The sequence below is a fragment of the Hydrogenophaga sp. UC242_50 genome, from assembly GCF_042697355.1.
GTDB lineage: Bacteria > Pseudomonadota > Gammaproteobacteria > Burkholderiales > Burkholderiaceae_C > Hydrogenophaga.
Genome location: NZ_CP170553.1, coordinates 150,079 through 162,770 on the forward strand (window position 1 = coordinate 150,079; position 12,692 = coordinate 162,770).

General features: G+C 67.6%; 14 protein-coding genes and 3 pseudogenes. 6 read left to right on the forward strand and 11 right to left on the reverse strand.

All coding sequences use genetic code 11. The features are described from left to right. Positions 1-26 precede the first annotated feature (26 nt). From ACFJGX_RS00780 to ACFJGX_RS00795, 4 genes and pseudogenes are all read right to left on the reverse strand, one after another. On the reverse strand, positions 27-212 hold the full coding sequence (locus ACFJGX_RS00780) for a hypothetical protein (protein WP_382325917.1): 186 nt from the start codon (positions 210-212) through the stop codon (positions 27-29). Then, positions 211-303, reverse strand: a pseudogene (locus ACFJGX_RS00785) (hypothetical protein); the annotation flags it as partial. The gene ACFJGX_RS00780 and the pseudogene ACFJGX_RS00785, both read right to left, overlap by 2 nt. A 47-nt stretch (positions 304-350) precedes the next feature. Continuing rightward, the gene (gene dtd / locus ACFJGX_RS00790) at positions 351-794 is read right to left on the reverse strand and encodes a D-aminoacyl-tRNA deacylase (protein WP_382327554.1); all 444 of its coding nucleotides are present in this window, start codon (positions 792-794) and stop codon (positions 351-353) included. Continuing rightward, a pseudogene (locus ACFJGX_RS00795) lies at positions 791-1,721 on the reverse strand (cation diffusion facilitator family transporter). Before ACFJGX_RS00795 ends, dtd begins: the two are co-directional and overlap by 4 nt. 74 nt (positions 1,722-1,795) lie before the next feature. Here ACFJGX_RS00795 and ACFJGX_RS00800 point away from each other — a divergent pair. From ACFJGX_RS00800 to ACFJGX_RS00815, 4 genes and pseudogenes are all read left to right on the forward strand, one after another. Further along, positions 1,796-3,247 carry a sensor histidine kinase gene (locus ACFJGX_RS00800; RefSeq protein ID WP_382162352.1) on the forward strand — a complete coding sequence of 484 codons (1,452 nt, stop codon included), beginning with the start codon at positions 1,796-1,798 and terminating at the stop codon, positions 3,245-3,247. Continuing rightward, positions 3,244-3,915 (forward strand): response regulator transcription factor, encoded by a 672-nt coding sequence (locus tag ACFJGX_RS00805; RefSeq protein WP_382323037.1) that lies wholly within the window; start codon positions 3,244-3,246, stop codon positions 3,913-3,915. The genes ACFJGX_RS00800 and ACFJGX_RS00805 overlap by 4 nt, the downstream gene beginning before the upstream one ends. A gap of 105 nt (positions 3,916-4,020) precedes the next feature. Continuing rightward, the gene (locus ACFJGX_RS00810; RefSeq protein ID WP_382162358.1) at positions 4,021-4,515 is read left to right on the forward strand and encodes a heme-binding protein; all 495 of its coding nucleotides are present in this window, start codon (positions 4,021-4,023) and stop codon (positions 4,513-4,515) included. Continuing rightward, positions 4,512-5,208, forward strand: a pseudogene (locus ACFJGX_RS00815) (ankyrin repeat domain-containing protein). Before ACFJGX_RS00810 ends, ACFJGX_RS00815 begins: the two are co-directional and overlap by 4 nt. Before the next feature lie 310 nt (positions 5,209-5,518). Here the strand turns inward: ACFJGX_RS00815 and tyrS are convergent. Further along, complete coding sequence (gene tyrS / locus ACFJGX_RS00820; protein WP_382323036.1) at positions 5,519-6,769, reverse strand: tyrosine--tRNA ligase; 1,251 nt, start codon at positions 6,767-6,769, stop codon at positions 5,519-5,521. A gap of 204 nt (positions 6,770-6,973) precedes the next feature. Here tyrS and ACFJGX_RS00825 point away from each other — a divergent pair, with 204 nt between their 5' ends. Continuing rightward, positions 6,974-8,335 (forward strand): M23 family metallopeptidase, encoded by a 1,362-nt coding sequence (locus ACFJGX_RS00825; protein ID WP_382323035.1) that lies wholly within the window; start codon positions 6,974-6,976, stop codon positions 8,333-8,335. Positions 8,336-8,411: 76 nt separating this feature from the next. Here ACFJGX_RS00825 and erpA read toward each other — a convergent pair whose 3' ends face one another. The 5 genes from erpA to rplM all read right to left on the reverse strand — a co-directional run bounded on the left by erpA (position 8,412) and on the right by rplM (position 10,939). Beyond that, positions 8,412-8,777 (reverse strand): iron-sulfur cluster insertion protein ErpA, encoded by a 366-nt coding sequence (gene erpA, locus ACFJGX_RS00830; protein WP_204732818.1) that lies wholly within the window; start codon positions 8,775-8,777, stop codon positions 8,412-8,414. 85 nt (positions 8,778-8,862) lie between these two features. Further along, on the reverse strand, positions 8,863-9,261 hold the full coding sequence (locus tag ACFJGX_RS00835) for a polymer-forming cytoskeletal protein (RefSeq protein WP_382323034.1): 399 nt from the start codon (positions 9,259-9,261) through the stop codon (positions 8,863-8,865). Positions 9,262-9,292: 31 nt separating this feature from the next. Next, positions 9,293-9,691 (reverse strand): DUF6776 family protein, encoded by a 399-nt coding sequence (locus ACFJGX_RS00840; protein ID WP_382323033.1) that lies wholly within the window; start codon positions 9,689-9,691, stop codon positions 9,293-9,295. 411 nt (positions 9,692-10,102) lie between these two features. Further along, the gene (gene rpsI / locus ACFJGX_RS00845; protein ID WP_291121336.1) at positions 10,103-10,495 is read right to left on the reverse strand and encodes a 30S ribosomal protein S9; all 393 of its coding nucleotides are present in this window, start codon (positions 10,493-10,495) and stop codon (positions 10,103-10,105) included. A gap of 12 nt (positions 10,496-10,507) precedes the next feature. Further along, the gene (rplM, locus tag ACFJGX_RS00850; protein WP_291121334.1) at positions 10,508-10,939 is read right to left on the reverse strand and encodes a 50S ribosomal protein L13; all 432 of its coding nucleotides are present in this window, start codon (positions 10,937-10,939) and stop codon (positions 10,508-10,510) included. Positions 10,940-11,145: 206 nt separating this feature from the next. Between rplM and ACFJGX_RS00855 the strand changes: the two genes are divergently transcribed. After that, on the forward strand, positions 11,146-12,063 hold the full coding sequence (locus tag ACFJGX_RS00855; protein WP_382323032.1) for a 23S rRNA (adenine(2030)-N(6))-methyltransferase RlmJ: 918 nt from the start codon (positions 11,146-11,148) through the stop codon (positions 12,061-12,063). 9 nt (positions 12,064-12,072) lie between these two features. Here the strand turns inward: ACFJGX_RS00855 and ACFJGX_RS00860 are convergent, their stop codons facing one another. Then, positions 12,073-12,585, reverse strand: coding sequence for a CAP domain-containing protein (locus ACFJGX_RS00860; protein ID WP_382323031.1), 513 nt, complete (start codon positions 12,583-12,585; stop codon positions 12,073-12,075). Positions 12,586-12,692: the final 107 nt, after the last annotated feature.

Genomic DNA, 12,692 nt, shown 5'->3' on the forward strand with positions numbered 1-12,692 from the left:
ATCATATCAATTGAATTCAGCTGAATTCAATTGGCGCGGCAGTCGACGGCCTGGCGCAGGAACAGCGCGCGGCCAATGGCCTTCTCGTCATTGAGCACCCGGGCAAAGGAAACCCGGGAGGGGTCGTCGATGGTCAGAGGCACAGCGTCCCAGCCAATGCCCCGGTTGCGTTGCTGGCGCTGACCTGTGATGCGGTCGCGAGCTGCGATCACACAGCCCTGCGGCGCTTTCGGCCCCGAAACGGGCCAGCCACTTGAAGCCGGTGCGCCAGTCCTGACTTGAGTGGCTGGGCCTGGCAACCACAGCGTCCCCAATCAGGGCCGGATGAACGACCTATTGAGGTTTCACACCTAGGCCGTCATCCGCAGCGGGATGGTCACCGGTCCGTCGTTGACCAGGTGCACCTTCATGTCGGCCCCGAAGCGGCCGGTCTGCACCAGCGGGTGCTGCGCGCGCGCCGCCTTCACGAAGGCCTCGTAGAGCGCCTCGCCCAAGGCGGGCGGCGCCGCGCCGGTGAAGCCCGGGCGGTTGCCGCTCTTCGTGTCGGCCGCCAGGGTGAACTGGCTCACCACCAGCAGGCCGCCGCCGATGTCCTGCACGCTGCGGTTCATCTTGCCGGCGTCGTCGCCGAAGATGCGCAGCTTCAGCACCTTGGCCAGCAGCTTCTCGCCCACGGCCTCGGTGTCCTCGGGTTCCGCGCACAGCAACAACAGCAGGCCCGGGCCGATGGCGCCCACGGTCTGGCCATCGATGTCCACGCGCGCTTCGCTCACGCGCTGCAACAGCGAGATCATTTCAAATCGTCCTCATCGAAGAAGTGGGCTTCCACGTCGCTGGGCAGCAGCTGGATGGTGGCGCGCAGCCCCGGCACCGCGCTCATCAAGGCCTGCTCCACGCTGGCCCGCACGGCGGCCGCGCGCCCGAGCGTCCAGGCCGCGGGCATGTGCATGTGCAGGTCCACGAAGCGGCGCTGGCCGGCGCGGCGCGTGCTCACGTGGTCGAAGCGGATGATGTGGGTGTCGCCGTGCGACAGGGCAAACCCGTCCAGCGTCTGCTGGATGGTCGCCATCACCTCGGGCTCCACCGCCTCGTCCATCAGCCCCTGCGACGAGCGCCAGGCCAGGCGTGCGCCTTCCTTCATGATGTTGAGCGCCACGGCCATCGCCGACCAGCGGGTCCAGCCAGAGCCAGCCGGTGAGCGTGACCAGCACGACACCGACCAGCACCCCGGCCGAGGTCCAGACGTCGGAGAACAGGTGCTTGGCATCGGCCTCGAGCGCGATCGAGCGGTGTGTCTTCGAGGCCTGCAGCATGGTCCAGGCCAGGCCGCCGTTGAGCACCGAACTCGCCACCGACAGCGCCAGGCCCCAGCCCACCTGTTCGATCGGCTGCGGGTTCAGCAGGCGGCTGCCGGCAGCCCAGAGGATGCCGAGACCGGCCGCGATGATGAGGATGCCTTCGAAGCCCGAGGAGAAGTACTCGGCCTTGTGGTGGCCGTAAGGGTGCTCCTCGTCGGCCGGCCGCGCGGCGATGGTCACCATCACCAGGCCGACCACCGCGCTGGCCAGGTTCACCAGCGACTCCATCGCGTCGGACAGCAGGCCCACCGAATCGGTGACCACCCAGGCCAGGGTCTTGAGCGCGATGGTGACCACCGCCACCCCGATCGACGCCATCAGGAGGCGCTTCGGGGTGAGGAAACGGGCGGGGACAAAGCGCATGCCGCCATTGTGCCGGCTGCGGGCATGCCAGAATCCGCCGCATGTGGCAGTCATGGCAACGCTTGAAGTGGTGGGTGAGCGGCGGAATCCTGCTGTCCCTGGCGGGCGCGGTGTTGCTGGCGCGCCTGTCGCTCGATGAACAGCGCGCGCTGTTCGAGACCGACGCGCGCATCGTCCACCGGCTGCTGAGCCAGCAGGTGGTGCAGCACGACGCGATGCTGGCGACGCTCGCGCTGCTGCAACCGGTGCCCGACAGCAGCAGCGGCGCCTCGTCGCCCGAGCAGCGCCTCCCGGTGCTCTACCCGCAGATCCTCAGCGTGCAGCGGCGCGACCCCGACCAGCGCTGGAACGACCCGCAGCTCACGCAGGCCGAGACGCGCTCGCGCCAGGCGCGCCGCGCCGCCCTGGGCGGGCTGGACCTGCCCGCCGGGCGCTACCAGGTGGTGCTGGCCGCCACGCCCACCAGCTACGCGCTGACGATCGACGTGCGGGCCATGGTGCCCTGGTCCGAATGGCCCATGCAGGCCGACACCAGCCCGGTGCGCGTGACGCTGGAGCACGAAGGCCAGCGCTACGTGGTGCAACCTGGCGCCGCCCTGGACGAGCGGCCCACGCGCGGTTGGCACTTCGCGTTTCACAAGCTGCTGGCGGCCGAGAGCCAACCCTTCGACGTGGTCGCCACCCTTTCGGTGGGCTGGGGCCAGTTGCCCTGGGGGCTGATGCTGGCCTGGGTGCTGGGCGTGACGGCGCTGCTGGCGGCGCTGCACCACCTGCAACGCCAGCGCAGCGCGCGCCGCCGCGCTGAGGAACTGCTGCGCCTGGGCCAGGTGGCGCGACTGAACACGCTGGGGGAACTCGCCGCCGGCATGGCGCACGAGCTGAACCAGCCGCTGACCGCCGTGCTCGCCAACACCCAGGCCGCGCAGCGCCTGCTCAACGAAGACCCGCCCGAACTCGCCACCGCGCGCAGCGCCATGCTGCAGGCCGCGGCGCAGGCGCGCCGCGCCGCCGAGGTCGTGGGCCGCCTGCGCCAGACCGTGGAGCGGCCCGACCGCAGCGGCCAGCACCAGCCCGTGGCGGCGGTGGAGGCCGTGCGCCGAGCCCTCTACCTGCTGGAGCCCGAGTGCCAGCGGCGCGATGTGGTGCCGGTGCTCGACGCCGCGCAGGCGGTGACGGTGCTGGCCGACCCGGTGGCGCTGGACCAGATCGTGCACAACCTGATCCTCAATGCGCTGCAGGCGCTGGAGCAGGTGCCCGCCGCGCAACGGCGGCTCACGCTCACGGTGTCGGCCAAGGACCGCCGGGGCGAGATCACCGTGGCCGACAACGGCCCGGGCATCCCGCCCGAGGTGCTGCCGCGCCTGTTCGAGCCGTTTTACTCCACGCGCAAGGACGGACTCGGCCTGGGCCTGAGCCTGTGCGAAACCCTGGCCAACGGCATGGGCGGCACGCTGGACGCGGCCAACGCGCCCGAGCGGGGCGCGGTGTTCCGGCTGCAACTGCCGCTCGCGGAGGGCCTCCCATGAACGGTTCGCCCGACACCCTCTCGCCCACGGTGCACCTGATCGACGACGACCAGGCGGTGCGCGACAGCCTGGGCCTGCTGATCGGCACCGTGGGCCTGCGCGTGCAGCCCTGGAGCGACCCACAGGCCTTCCTGAGCGATTTCGACCGCGAGGGCATCGGCGCCATCGTGCTCGACGTGCGCATGCCCGGCATCAGCGGCCTGAGCGTGCTCGACACCCTGGTGGCGCAGGGCGTGGACCAGCCGGTGATCATGCTCACCGGCCATGGCACGGTGGACATGTGCCGGCGCGCGTTCAAGGCCGGTGCGGCCGAGTTCCTGGAAAAACCGGTGAACGACGAGGTGCTGCTCGAAGCCTTGCAGAACGCGGTGCGCCAGCACGTGCGCTCGCGCCAGCGCAACGAGGCCGACCGCGCCGCGCGCGAACGTTATGCGCAGCTCTCCGAGCGCGAGCGCGAGGTGCTGGGCCTGATCGTCGAGGGCCTGACCAACAAGGAGATCGGCCGCGCGCTGGGCCTGTCGCCGCGCACGGTGGAAACCCACCGCGCCAACCTGTTCGCCAAGCTGCAGGCGCCCTCGCTGGCGCAGCTGATCCGGCACTACGCCGCGCTGGTGGACGCCCAGGACACGGCCGGCCCGGGCGGCGGCAACGGCAACGGCACTGCGTAGTTCTACGGAGGGCCGCGCGTAGGCGCCCGAATGGCCGTTTCGGGCGCGGATTTTTACAGTTCTCCCACGGTTGATCGAACCGTTTCACAACACCCGGAGAACTCCATGCAAGCCTTCGTCAAAGCGTCCCTCCTCGCCGTTTCCCTCAGCGCCGCCGCCCTGGCCAGCGCGCAGAGCGTGCGCGTGGAGAAGAACATGTCGCTCGAACTCGCCACCCAGATCGCCAGCGCCACCGTCGCGGCCTGCAGCACCGCCGGCTATAACGTGGCGGCCACGGTGGTGGACCGTGCCGGTGGCGTGCGCGCCGTCATGCGCGCCGACAACGCCGGCCCGCACACGCTGGAAGCCAGCCGCCTGAAGGCCTTCACCTCGGCCTCGGCGAAGAACAACACGCTGGCCATCATGGAAGGCGCGCAGAAGAACCCGGCCGCGGCCAACCTGACGGACATCCCCGGCTACCTGCTGCTCGGCGGCGGCGTGCCGGTGAAGGTGGGCAACGAAGTGATCGGCGCCGTGGGCGTGGGCGGCGCGCCCGGCGGCCATCTGGACGAGCAGTGCGCCATCGCCGCGCTCGACAAGGTCAAGGACCAGCTGAAATGAAACGCCGCCGCGCGCTGATCACCGGCCTGCTGGTGGCGTTGGCGAGCACCGCGTCGGCGGTCTGGGCCCAGGTGGGGCCCAGTGCCTCCGAGGTCGCGGCCTACAGCGGCCTGCACGCCGCGGCGCACCAGGGCGACAGCGCGAAGATCGCGCGCCTGGTGGCCGGTGGCGCGGCGCTCAATGCCACCGACGCGCGGGGCCGCACGCCCTTGCACGCGGCGCACGTTCGCGCGGCAGCGCGAGGCGATCCGCGCGCTGGTGAAGGCGGGTGCCGACATCGACCGGCTGGAGAACGACCGTTACGACGCCGTGACGATCGCGTCGGTGGCGGACGATGAGGAAACGCTGCGGGTGTTGTTGCAGCTGGGCGCGAGCGCGAAGCAGACGACCAGCCGCTACGACGGCACGGCCTTGATCGCGGCGGCCCACCTGGGCCACGACGGGGTGGTGCGCCAGCTGATTGCCGCCGGTGCGCCGCTGGACCACGTGAACAACCTGCACTGGACGGCGACGATCGAGTCCATCGTGTTGGGCGACGGCGGTGCGCGCCACCAGGCCACGCTCAAGGCGCTGATCGATGCGGGGGCCGGTTTGCAGCTGGCGGACCGTTCGGGGCAGACGCCTTTGGCTTTGGCGCGGTCTCGCGGGTACTCGGCGATGGTGGCGATGCTCGAGAAGGCTGGGGCTCGCTGAGTCTTTCGCTCTTTCTTTCAGGTTGCTTCTCTCGGCCTGAGTGCGTGGGGGCGGAGGGCTCCGCGACTGTCCCCCGGGTCGGCTTCGCCGCCCCTCCTCCTTTACGTCGCTGCGCCCTCCACCCCCACGCACTCAGGCACACCACCCGCGAAAGAACGAAAGAGCGAACCCCAACCTGTTTCGGCTCGGGGGGCCTGGGCGTTCTGCGCAGCGGGGTAAAGGAGGAGAACCGGCGAAGCCGGTTCGGGGGACACCCGCGGAGCAGAGCGCCCGGGCCCCCCGAGCCCGCGAGGTAGAAGACGGAAAGGTCTTAGCTCAAAGTCACGCGAGCAAACTTCCGCTTCCCGACCTGAACCACAAAGGTCCCCGCAGGCAGCTTCAAGCCCTTGTCGCTCACGACAGCGCCGTCGACACGAACACCGCCACCATCGATCAGACGGTTGGCTTCGCTGTTGGAGGGCGCCAAACCCGCTGACTTCAGCAGCGGTGCGATCCCCAGCGGCGCGCCCGACAGCGACACCTCCGGAATCTCGTCCGGCACACCGCCCTTGCTGCGGTTGATGAAATCCTGCTCCGCCGCCTCCGCCGCCGCCGCGCTGTGGAAACGCGTCGTGATCTCCTTGGCCAGCGCCACCTTCGCGTCCTTGGGGTTCGCGCCCTGCTCGATCGCCTGCTTCAGCGACTCGATGTGCGCCATCGACTGGAACGACAACAGCGTGTACCAGCGCCACATCAGCGTGTCCGAAATGCTCAGCACTTTCGCGAACATCGAATTCGCATCCTCGGTGATGCCGATGTAGTTGTTCTTGCTCTTGGACATCTTGTCCACGCCGTCCAGCCCTTCGAGCAGCGGCATGGTCAGGATGCACTGCGGCTCCTGGCCGTACTCGGCCTGCAGATGGCGGCCCATCAGCAGGTTGAACTTCTGGTCCGTGCCGCCCAACTCCAGATCGCTCTGCAGCGCCACCGAGTCGTAACCCTGCATCAGCGGGTACAGGAACTCGTGCACGCTGATCGGCGTGCCGGCCTTGAAACGGTCGTGGAAATCGTTGCGCTCCATCATGCGCGCCACCGTGTACTTGGCCGCCAGCTGGATCATGCCCATCGAGCCCAGCGGCAGGCTCCACTCGCTGTTGTAGCGGATCTCGGTGCGCGCCGGGTCCAGCACCAGGCTGGCCTGCTTGTAGTAGGTCTCGGCGTTCGCCTTGATCTGCTCCGGGGTCAGCGGCGGGCGCGTGTTGTTGCGGCCCGAGGGGTCGCCGATCAGGCTCGTGAAGTCCCCGATCAGGAAGATCACCTGATGCCCCAGGTCCTGCAGCTGGCGCATCTTGTTCAGCACCACCGTGTGGCCGATGTGGATGTCGGGCGCCGTGGGGTCCAGCCCCAGCTTGATGCGCAGCGGCCGGCCGGTGGTTTCCGACTGTGACAATTTTTTGACCCAGTCGGCCTGAGGTATCAATTCTTCGCACCCCCGCAGCGTGACGCTGAGGGCTTCCTGGACACCGTCCGTCAGTGGCACGGATTTCTGAGAACTTTCGGCGTCGTTTCTGGAGGCGGTCATAGGGGTTTTTTCAGATGCGAAGGACGGTACGCTGGCTAAAATACCGGGCGCGAATGACGGATTTTAGTTGGCCCGCTTTTTGCACGATATCAAGCCAGTTCGTCACCGCATGAGCGCTTGAGTGAACTTGTTCCGCCTCAACCGCTCTTTTTTTTGTGCGCGCGGCCCCAACCACCGGGGCCGGCCTTACCGGAAACAACGATTTTGACCCGTTCGCTACTTCACACGCTGGCCAGCCTCGCTGATGCCACGAGCCAAAGCCTCGCCCGGCATCCCCGACGCATCATGGGCGGCCTCGGTGTGCTGCTGCTGGGCACGGGCGTCACCGCCTTCGGCATCGCGCCGCTGGCCCCCGACGCCGCCGACCTGCCCGTGCGCCAGGTCGTCGAAGCCCTCGACGCCCCCACGCAGCAAGACATCCACAGCCTCCTCGCGGCCCAGCCCGCCGCGCCGCTGGTGTTGTTCCGCAGCGAGACCACCCGCCGCGACGACACCGCCCAGAGCCTGCTGCAGCGCATGGGCGTGACCGATTCGCAAGCCCAGACCTTCCTGCGCAACGACGCCATCGCGCGCCAGCTGCTGGGCCGTGCCGGCCGCCTGGTGAGCGTCGAAGCCACCGAGAAACAGGAACTGCTGCGCCTGACCGCGCGCTGGCTCTCCGCCGACGAACGCAGCTTCACCCGCCTCGTGGTCGAAAAGGATGCCCAGGGCGCGCTCGGCTCGCGCCTGGAACAAGGCGCGCTGACCGCCTCGTCCCGGCTGGCCAGCGGCGTGATCCGCAGCTCGCTGTTCGCCGCCACCGACGCGGCCGGCATCCCCGACCCGGTCGCCATCCAGCTGGCCGAGATGTTCTCCAGCAGCATCGACTTCCGCCGCGACCTGCGCCAAGGTGACCGCTTCAACGTGGTCTACGAAAGCCTGGAAGCCGATGGCGAGAGCCTGCGCACCGGCCGGATCCTGAGCGCCGAGTTCGTCAACGAAGGCAAGGAACACCAGGCCGTCTGGTTCGAAGAAGCGGGCCACAAAGGCGGCTACTACGGTTTCGACGGCCAGAGCTCGCGCCGCTTCTACCTGGCCTCCCCGCTGGAGTTCTCGCGCGTGAGCAGCGGCTACGGCATGCGCTTTCACCCCATCACGGGCGGTCGCAAGGCCCACATGGGCGTGGACTACGCCGCCCCCACCGGCACGCCGGTGCGCACCATCGGCGACGGCACGGTCGAGTTCGCGGGCGAACAGCGCGGCTATGGCAATGTCATCTACATCAAGCACCGCAGCAACCAGGTCACCGTCTACGCCCACCTGAGCCGCATCGGCGTGCGCAAGGGCCAGCGCGTGAACCAGGGTGACTTCATCGGTGCCGTCGGCACCACGGGCGCCTCCACCGGCCCGCACCTGCACCTGGAGTTCCGCGACAACGGCGTGCACGTGGATCCCCTGGCCATCGCGCGCCAGAGCGAGTCCATCCCCGTGCCGGCCGCCCTGCGCCAGCGTTTCGACGCCGTGGCCCAGCTGCAGCGCATGCAGCTCAATGCCGCCGCCAGCATCCAGCAGGCGAACGCCCAGTAAGCGACCCGGTCTCGACACCCAACAAAAAAGGGAGCCAGCGGCTCCCTTTTTCGTTGCGGCGAGAAAACGCCGTCGGTCAGACGCTGAAGCTCGAACCGCAACCGCAGGTGGTGGTGGCGTTGGGGTTCTTGATCACGAATTGCGCGCCTTCGAGGTCTTCCTTGTAGTCGATCTCGGCGCCGACCAGGTACTGGTAGCTCATCGCGTCGATCAGCAGGGAGACACCGTTCTTGGTCATGGTGGTGTCGTCTTCGTTGACGATTTCGTCGAAGGTGAAGCCGTACTGGAAACCCGAGCAACCCCCACCCTGCACGAACACGCGCAGCTTGAGATCGGGATTGCCCTCTTCGGCCACCAGCTCGGCCACCTTGGCCGCCGCGCTGTCGGTGAAGACCAGCGGTGCCGGCATGTCGGTCTGGATGTTTTCGGCGACTGCGCTCATGGGATACCTCTTGACGGAAATGTGGGGTGGGTGCGGTACACCCGCATGTCCGAGTGATACTAAATCAAATCGCTCGGGTATGTGCTCACCCGTTGTTTGCCGCCAGCTTCAGTGTGGGTTTGTCCTCGATCCCGCCGACCATGGGCTTGAGCTGACCGGAAATGGTGGCGCCCTGGTGCATTTCAAGCGCCTTGTAGGACACATCGCCCTCGATGTGGGCCTTGGGCTGCAACTCCAGCAATTCGAACGCGAGCACCGGGCCCTTGACGTTGCCATTGATGATCACGTGATCGGCATGGATCTGCCCCGTCACGGTGCGCACTTCGCTGACCACGAGGATGCTGGGCTTCTCGTCGCTGGCGCGCAGGTCGCCGATCACCTCGCCGTCGATGCGCAGACCGTCGTGGAAGAACACATTGCCTTCGATGCGGGTGCCCTGGGCGATGAGGCTCTTGATGGGGGGTTGTTTTTTCTTGGCAAACATGAGGCTCTCTCCCGACGGTGGACCGCGATGGTTACAGGTTGAAGGATTGCATGGACCTGACCGAACTGCCCTGCAGGATCTTGGCCGTCACATTTTCTACCACGGCCTGCGCGGGCACGTCCACCACGCCTTCCATGCGCAGGTAGCCCTTGATCAGCACCGGCTGCGGCGCGGGCGCGGACTTGGCGACCCAGGGCTTGCCCGCCAGCGTGCCGGTGAGCGTGACCTCCAGCGCACCCTTGAAGTCGGGCGCGTTCTTGCTGGCCTGGATCATGAGCACCTGCCATTTGAGCTGGGTGGGCGACAGGCGCTCGGCCTGCAGGCCGCGGATGCTCAGCGAATCGTTGCCGGAGCCGGGGATCAGGCGCTCGAAGAAGCCCAGGTCGCTGCGCAGCAGCTCGTTGTCGGCCTGCAGTTGCCGGATCTGCATCGTCAGCTGTTCCTGGGTGCTGCGCTCGGCGATCAGCAGGCTGTCCGAGGTGTTGCGCCACCGACTGGGCCTCGCTCAGGTCGGTGCGCAGGATCTGCACCTCGCGGCGCAGTTGCGCAAGCTCCTGCTGGGCATTGCGGTCCAGCCCGGCGATGTCCTTGCCGAACTCGAAGGCCCAGACCGCCAGCGCGCCCGAAAACCCCAGCACCAGTGCGCCCAGCACCCAGCGGAAAGGCCACGGCAGGCTGCTGCGCACCGAGACCCGGGGCGCACTGACCGTCAGCCTTCTCCGCAACAGGCGAAAACGCATTCAAACCTCTCCAACTGCAAGCAAACGCAACCAAGCCCTAGAAAGCAAAAACCGCCCCAAGTTTGAACTTGCAGGCGGTTTCTGGGGCATGGACAGCGTGCTTAGCGCTTGCTGAACTGCTTGCGGCGGCGCGCGGAGCGCAGACCGACCTTTTTCCGTTCCACTTCGCGGGCGTCGCGCGTCACGAAGCCGGCTTGCGACAGACCCGACTTGAGCGTCGCGTCGTAGTCGATCAAGGCGCGGGTGATGCCGTGGCGCACGGCACCGGCCTGACCGGATTCGCCACCACCGTGCACGTTGACCTGCACGTCGAAGGTCTCGGCGTGGTTGGTCAGCACCAGGGGCTGCTTGGCGATCATGATCGAGGTCTCACGGCCGAAGTAGGCCTGGATGTCCTTGCCGTTGACCGTGATCTTGCCGCTGCCTTTTTTCAGAAACACGCGGGCGACGCTGGATTTGCGACGGCCGGTTCCGTTGTTCCATTCACCAATCATCTCAAGGCTCCTTTAGAGTTCCAGCACTTGCGGCTGTTGGGCGGTGTGCGGGTGCTCTGCACCGCCGTACACCTTGAGCTTCTTGATCATGGCGTAGCCGAGCGGGCCCTTGGGCAGCATGCCCTTGACGGCCTTCTCGAGCGCGCGGCCAGGGTGCTTGGCCTGCATGTCGCGGAAGTTGGTGCCATAGATACCGCCCGGGAAACCCGAGTGACGGTAGTACACCTTGTCGAGGGCCTTGTTGCCCGTGACGCGGAGTTTGGCTGCGTTGATGATGACGATGAAGTCACCGGTATCGACGTGAGGCGTGTAAATGGCCTTGTGTTTGCCGCGCAAACGGAGAGCAACTTCACTGGCTACTCGTCCGAGGACCTTGTCGGTCGCGTCAATCACAAACCACTCGTGCGTCACGTCAGCGGGTTTGGCGCTGAACGTTTTGGTCATGAGTTTTCTCTTGAAGAGTTGGTTTGGCGGCTCTTTTCCACGGTCGGTCGTTCTCTGTCGGAACGCTCTTAGGTGGGTTTTGAATGCTTCGCCGCGGAGCCAGCAAATCGCTGCGAAGCCCTCGATTGTACGAAATTCCGGCCCCGGATGGCAAACCGCCCGTCCCCGATGGTCGGGCGCAGAGGGCAAACGGCTACCATCAGGGCATGTTCAGCTACCGACACGCCTTCCACGCCGGCAACCACGCCGACGTGCTCAAGCACATCACCCTCATCGCCACGCTGCGCCACCTGATGCAGAAGGAGGCGGGTCTGACGCTGATCGACACCCACGCGGGCGCGGGCCTGTACCGGCTCGACGGCGACTACACCGAGACCGGGGGCGAGGCCAAGGACGGCGTCGTCAAGCTCATGGGCGCGCTGCGCGCGGCCGACGGGCCGTCGACCGAGGCCGTGGCGCCCGCCATCGACGACTACCTCGATCTGGTCGCCAGCTTCAACCCGTCGGGCGCGTTGCGGGTCTATCCCGGCTCGCCGTTCGTCATGCACCAGCTGCTGCGCGCCGAATCGCGCGACCGGCTCAAGCTCTTCGAGCTGCACCCGACCGACAGCCGCACCCTGTCCGCCAACATCGCCCAGCTCGAAGCCGGCCGCCAGATCGCGGTGGTGCGCGAGGACGGTTTCGAGGGCGTGAAGCCCCTGCTGCCGCCGCCGCCCTCAGCCACCGGCTCCAAACGGGCCATGGTGTTGATCGATCCGAGCTATGAGATCAAGAGCGATTACGGAAAAGTGAGCGCCTGCATACAAGAGCTCATCCGGCGTTTCCCAACCGGCACCTACCTGGTCTGGTACCCGGTGATTCCGCGCCCCGAGGCGCACGATCTGCCGCGCCGCCTGCGCACCCTGTCGAACCAGGCCCAGAAACCCTGGCTGAACGCCACGCTGGCCATCGGCCAGGACCCGACCCACGGTCCCGACGACCGGCCGGGCCTCACCGCCAGCGGCATGTTCGTGATCAACCCGCCGCACACCCTCAAGGGCACGCTGCAGGCCGCCTTGCCGCAGCTGCTGGTCCACCTGGGCCGGGGACGCGGCAAATCCCAGGCGCTCGAATCGGGCGGCTGAACGCCGGATTCAGCGTGGCCGGGCCAGGGTCATGGTCCAGTAGCGGCCGTAGGTGGTGCCGCTGCGCTGCACGCAGCTCACACCCACGTGCTGGTACTCGGCGCGCATGATGTTGGCGCAGTGGCCGGCGCTGGCGAGCCAGCCGCTCATCACGGTCGAGACCGAGGTCTGCCCCGCCGCGATGTTTTCCCCCACCCACGACCACGCATAACCTTCGGCGGCGATGCGCTGGGAGGCCGTGCGGCCGTCCAGCCCGGTGTGGGAAAAGTAGTTGTTGACGGCCATGTCGGTCGAATGCCGCGCGGCGGCGGAGAACAGCGCGTCGTTCCAGGCCAGTGGCGCGACCGCCGGCATCGCGGTGCCGCCGCAGCTGCGCGCCACGGCCCGCGCCGCGTTGATCTGTTGCAGCAAGCTGTTGCGGAAGTCGGGCAGGTTGCAGCTGGTGCTGGCGTCCAGGGCGACCAGCGTCGAACCGCCGCTGCCCGAGCCGGCGCCGCCCGCGCTGTTCGGCGGTGAGGGCACGCCGATCGTCGCATCGGCCCCGCCGCTGGCGCCCGCGTCGCCGCCACCGCCCCCCACCACCGCCGCAGGCGGTCAAGGTCAGCAGGGCCCCCAGGATCAAGCCCACA

Bases quoted from the DNA above. Each gene is read 5' to 3' on its own strand.
- dtd (WP_382327554.1), bottom strand. From the start codon at position 794: ATGATCTCGCTGTTGCAGCGCGTGAGCGAAGCGCGCGTGGACATCGAT.
- ACFJGX_RS00855 (WP_382323032.1), top strand. From the start codon at position 11,146: ATGTTCAGCTACCGACACGCCTTCCACGCCGGCAACCACGCCGACGTG.
- rplM (WP_291121334.1), bottom strand. From the start codon at position 10,939: ATGACCAAAACGTTCAGCGCCAAACCCGCTGACGTGACGCACGAGTGG.
- erpA (WP_204732818.1), bottom strand. From the start codon at position 8,777: ATGAGCGCAGTCGCCGAAAACATCCAGACCGACATGCCGGCACCGCTG.
- ACFJGX_RS00835 (WP_382323034.1), bottom strand. From the start codon at position 9,261: ATGTTTGCCAAGAAAAAACAACCCCCCATCAAGAGCCTCATCGCCCAG.
- tyrS (WP_382323036.1), bottom strand. From the start codon at position 6,769: ATGACCGCCTCCAGAAACGACGCCGAAAGTTCTCAGAAATCCGTGCCA.
- ACFJGX_RS00805 (WP_382323037.1), top strand. From the start codon at position 3,244: ATGAACGGTTCGCCCGACACCCTCTCGCCCACGGTGCACCTGATCGAC.
- ACFJGX_RS00840 (WP_382323033.1), bottom strand. From the start codon at position 9,691: ATGCAGATCCGGCAACTGCAGGCCGACAACGAGCTGCTGCGCAGCGAC.
- rpsI (WP_291121336.1), bottom strand. From the start codon at position 10,495: ATGATTGGTGAATGGAACAACGGAACCGGCCGTCGCAAATCCAGCGTC.
- ACFJGX_RS00810 (WP_382162358.1), top strand. From the start codon at position 4,021: ATGCAAGCCTTCGTCAAAGCGTCCCTCCTCGCCGTTTCCCTCAGCGCC.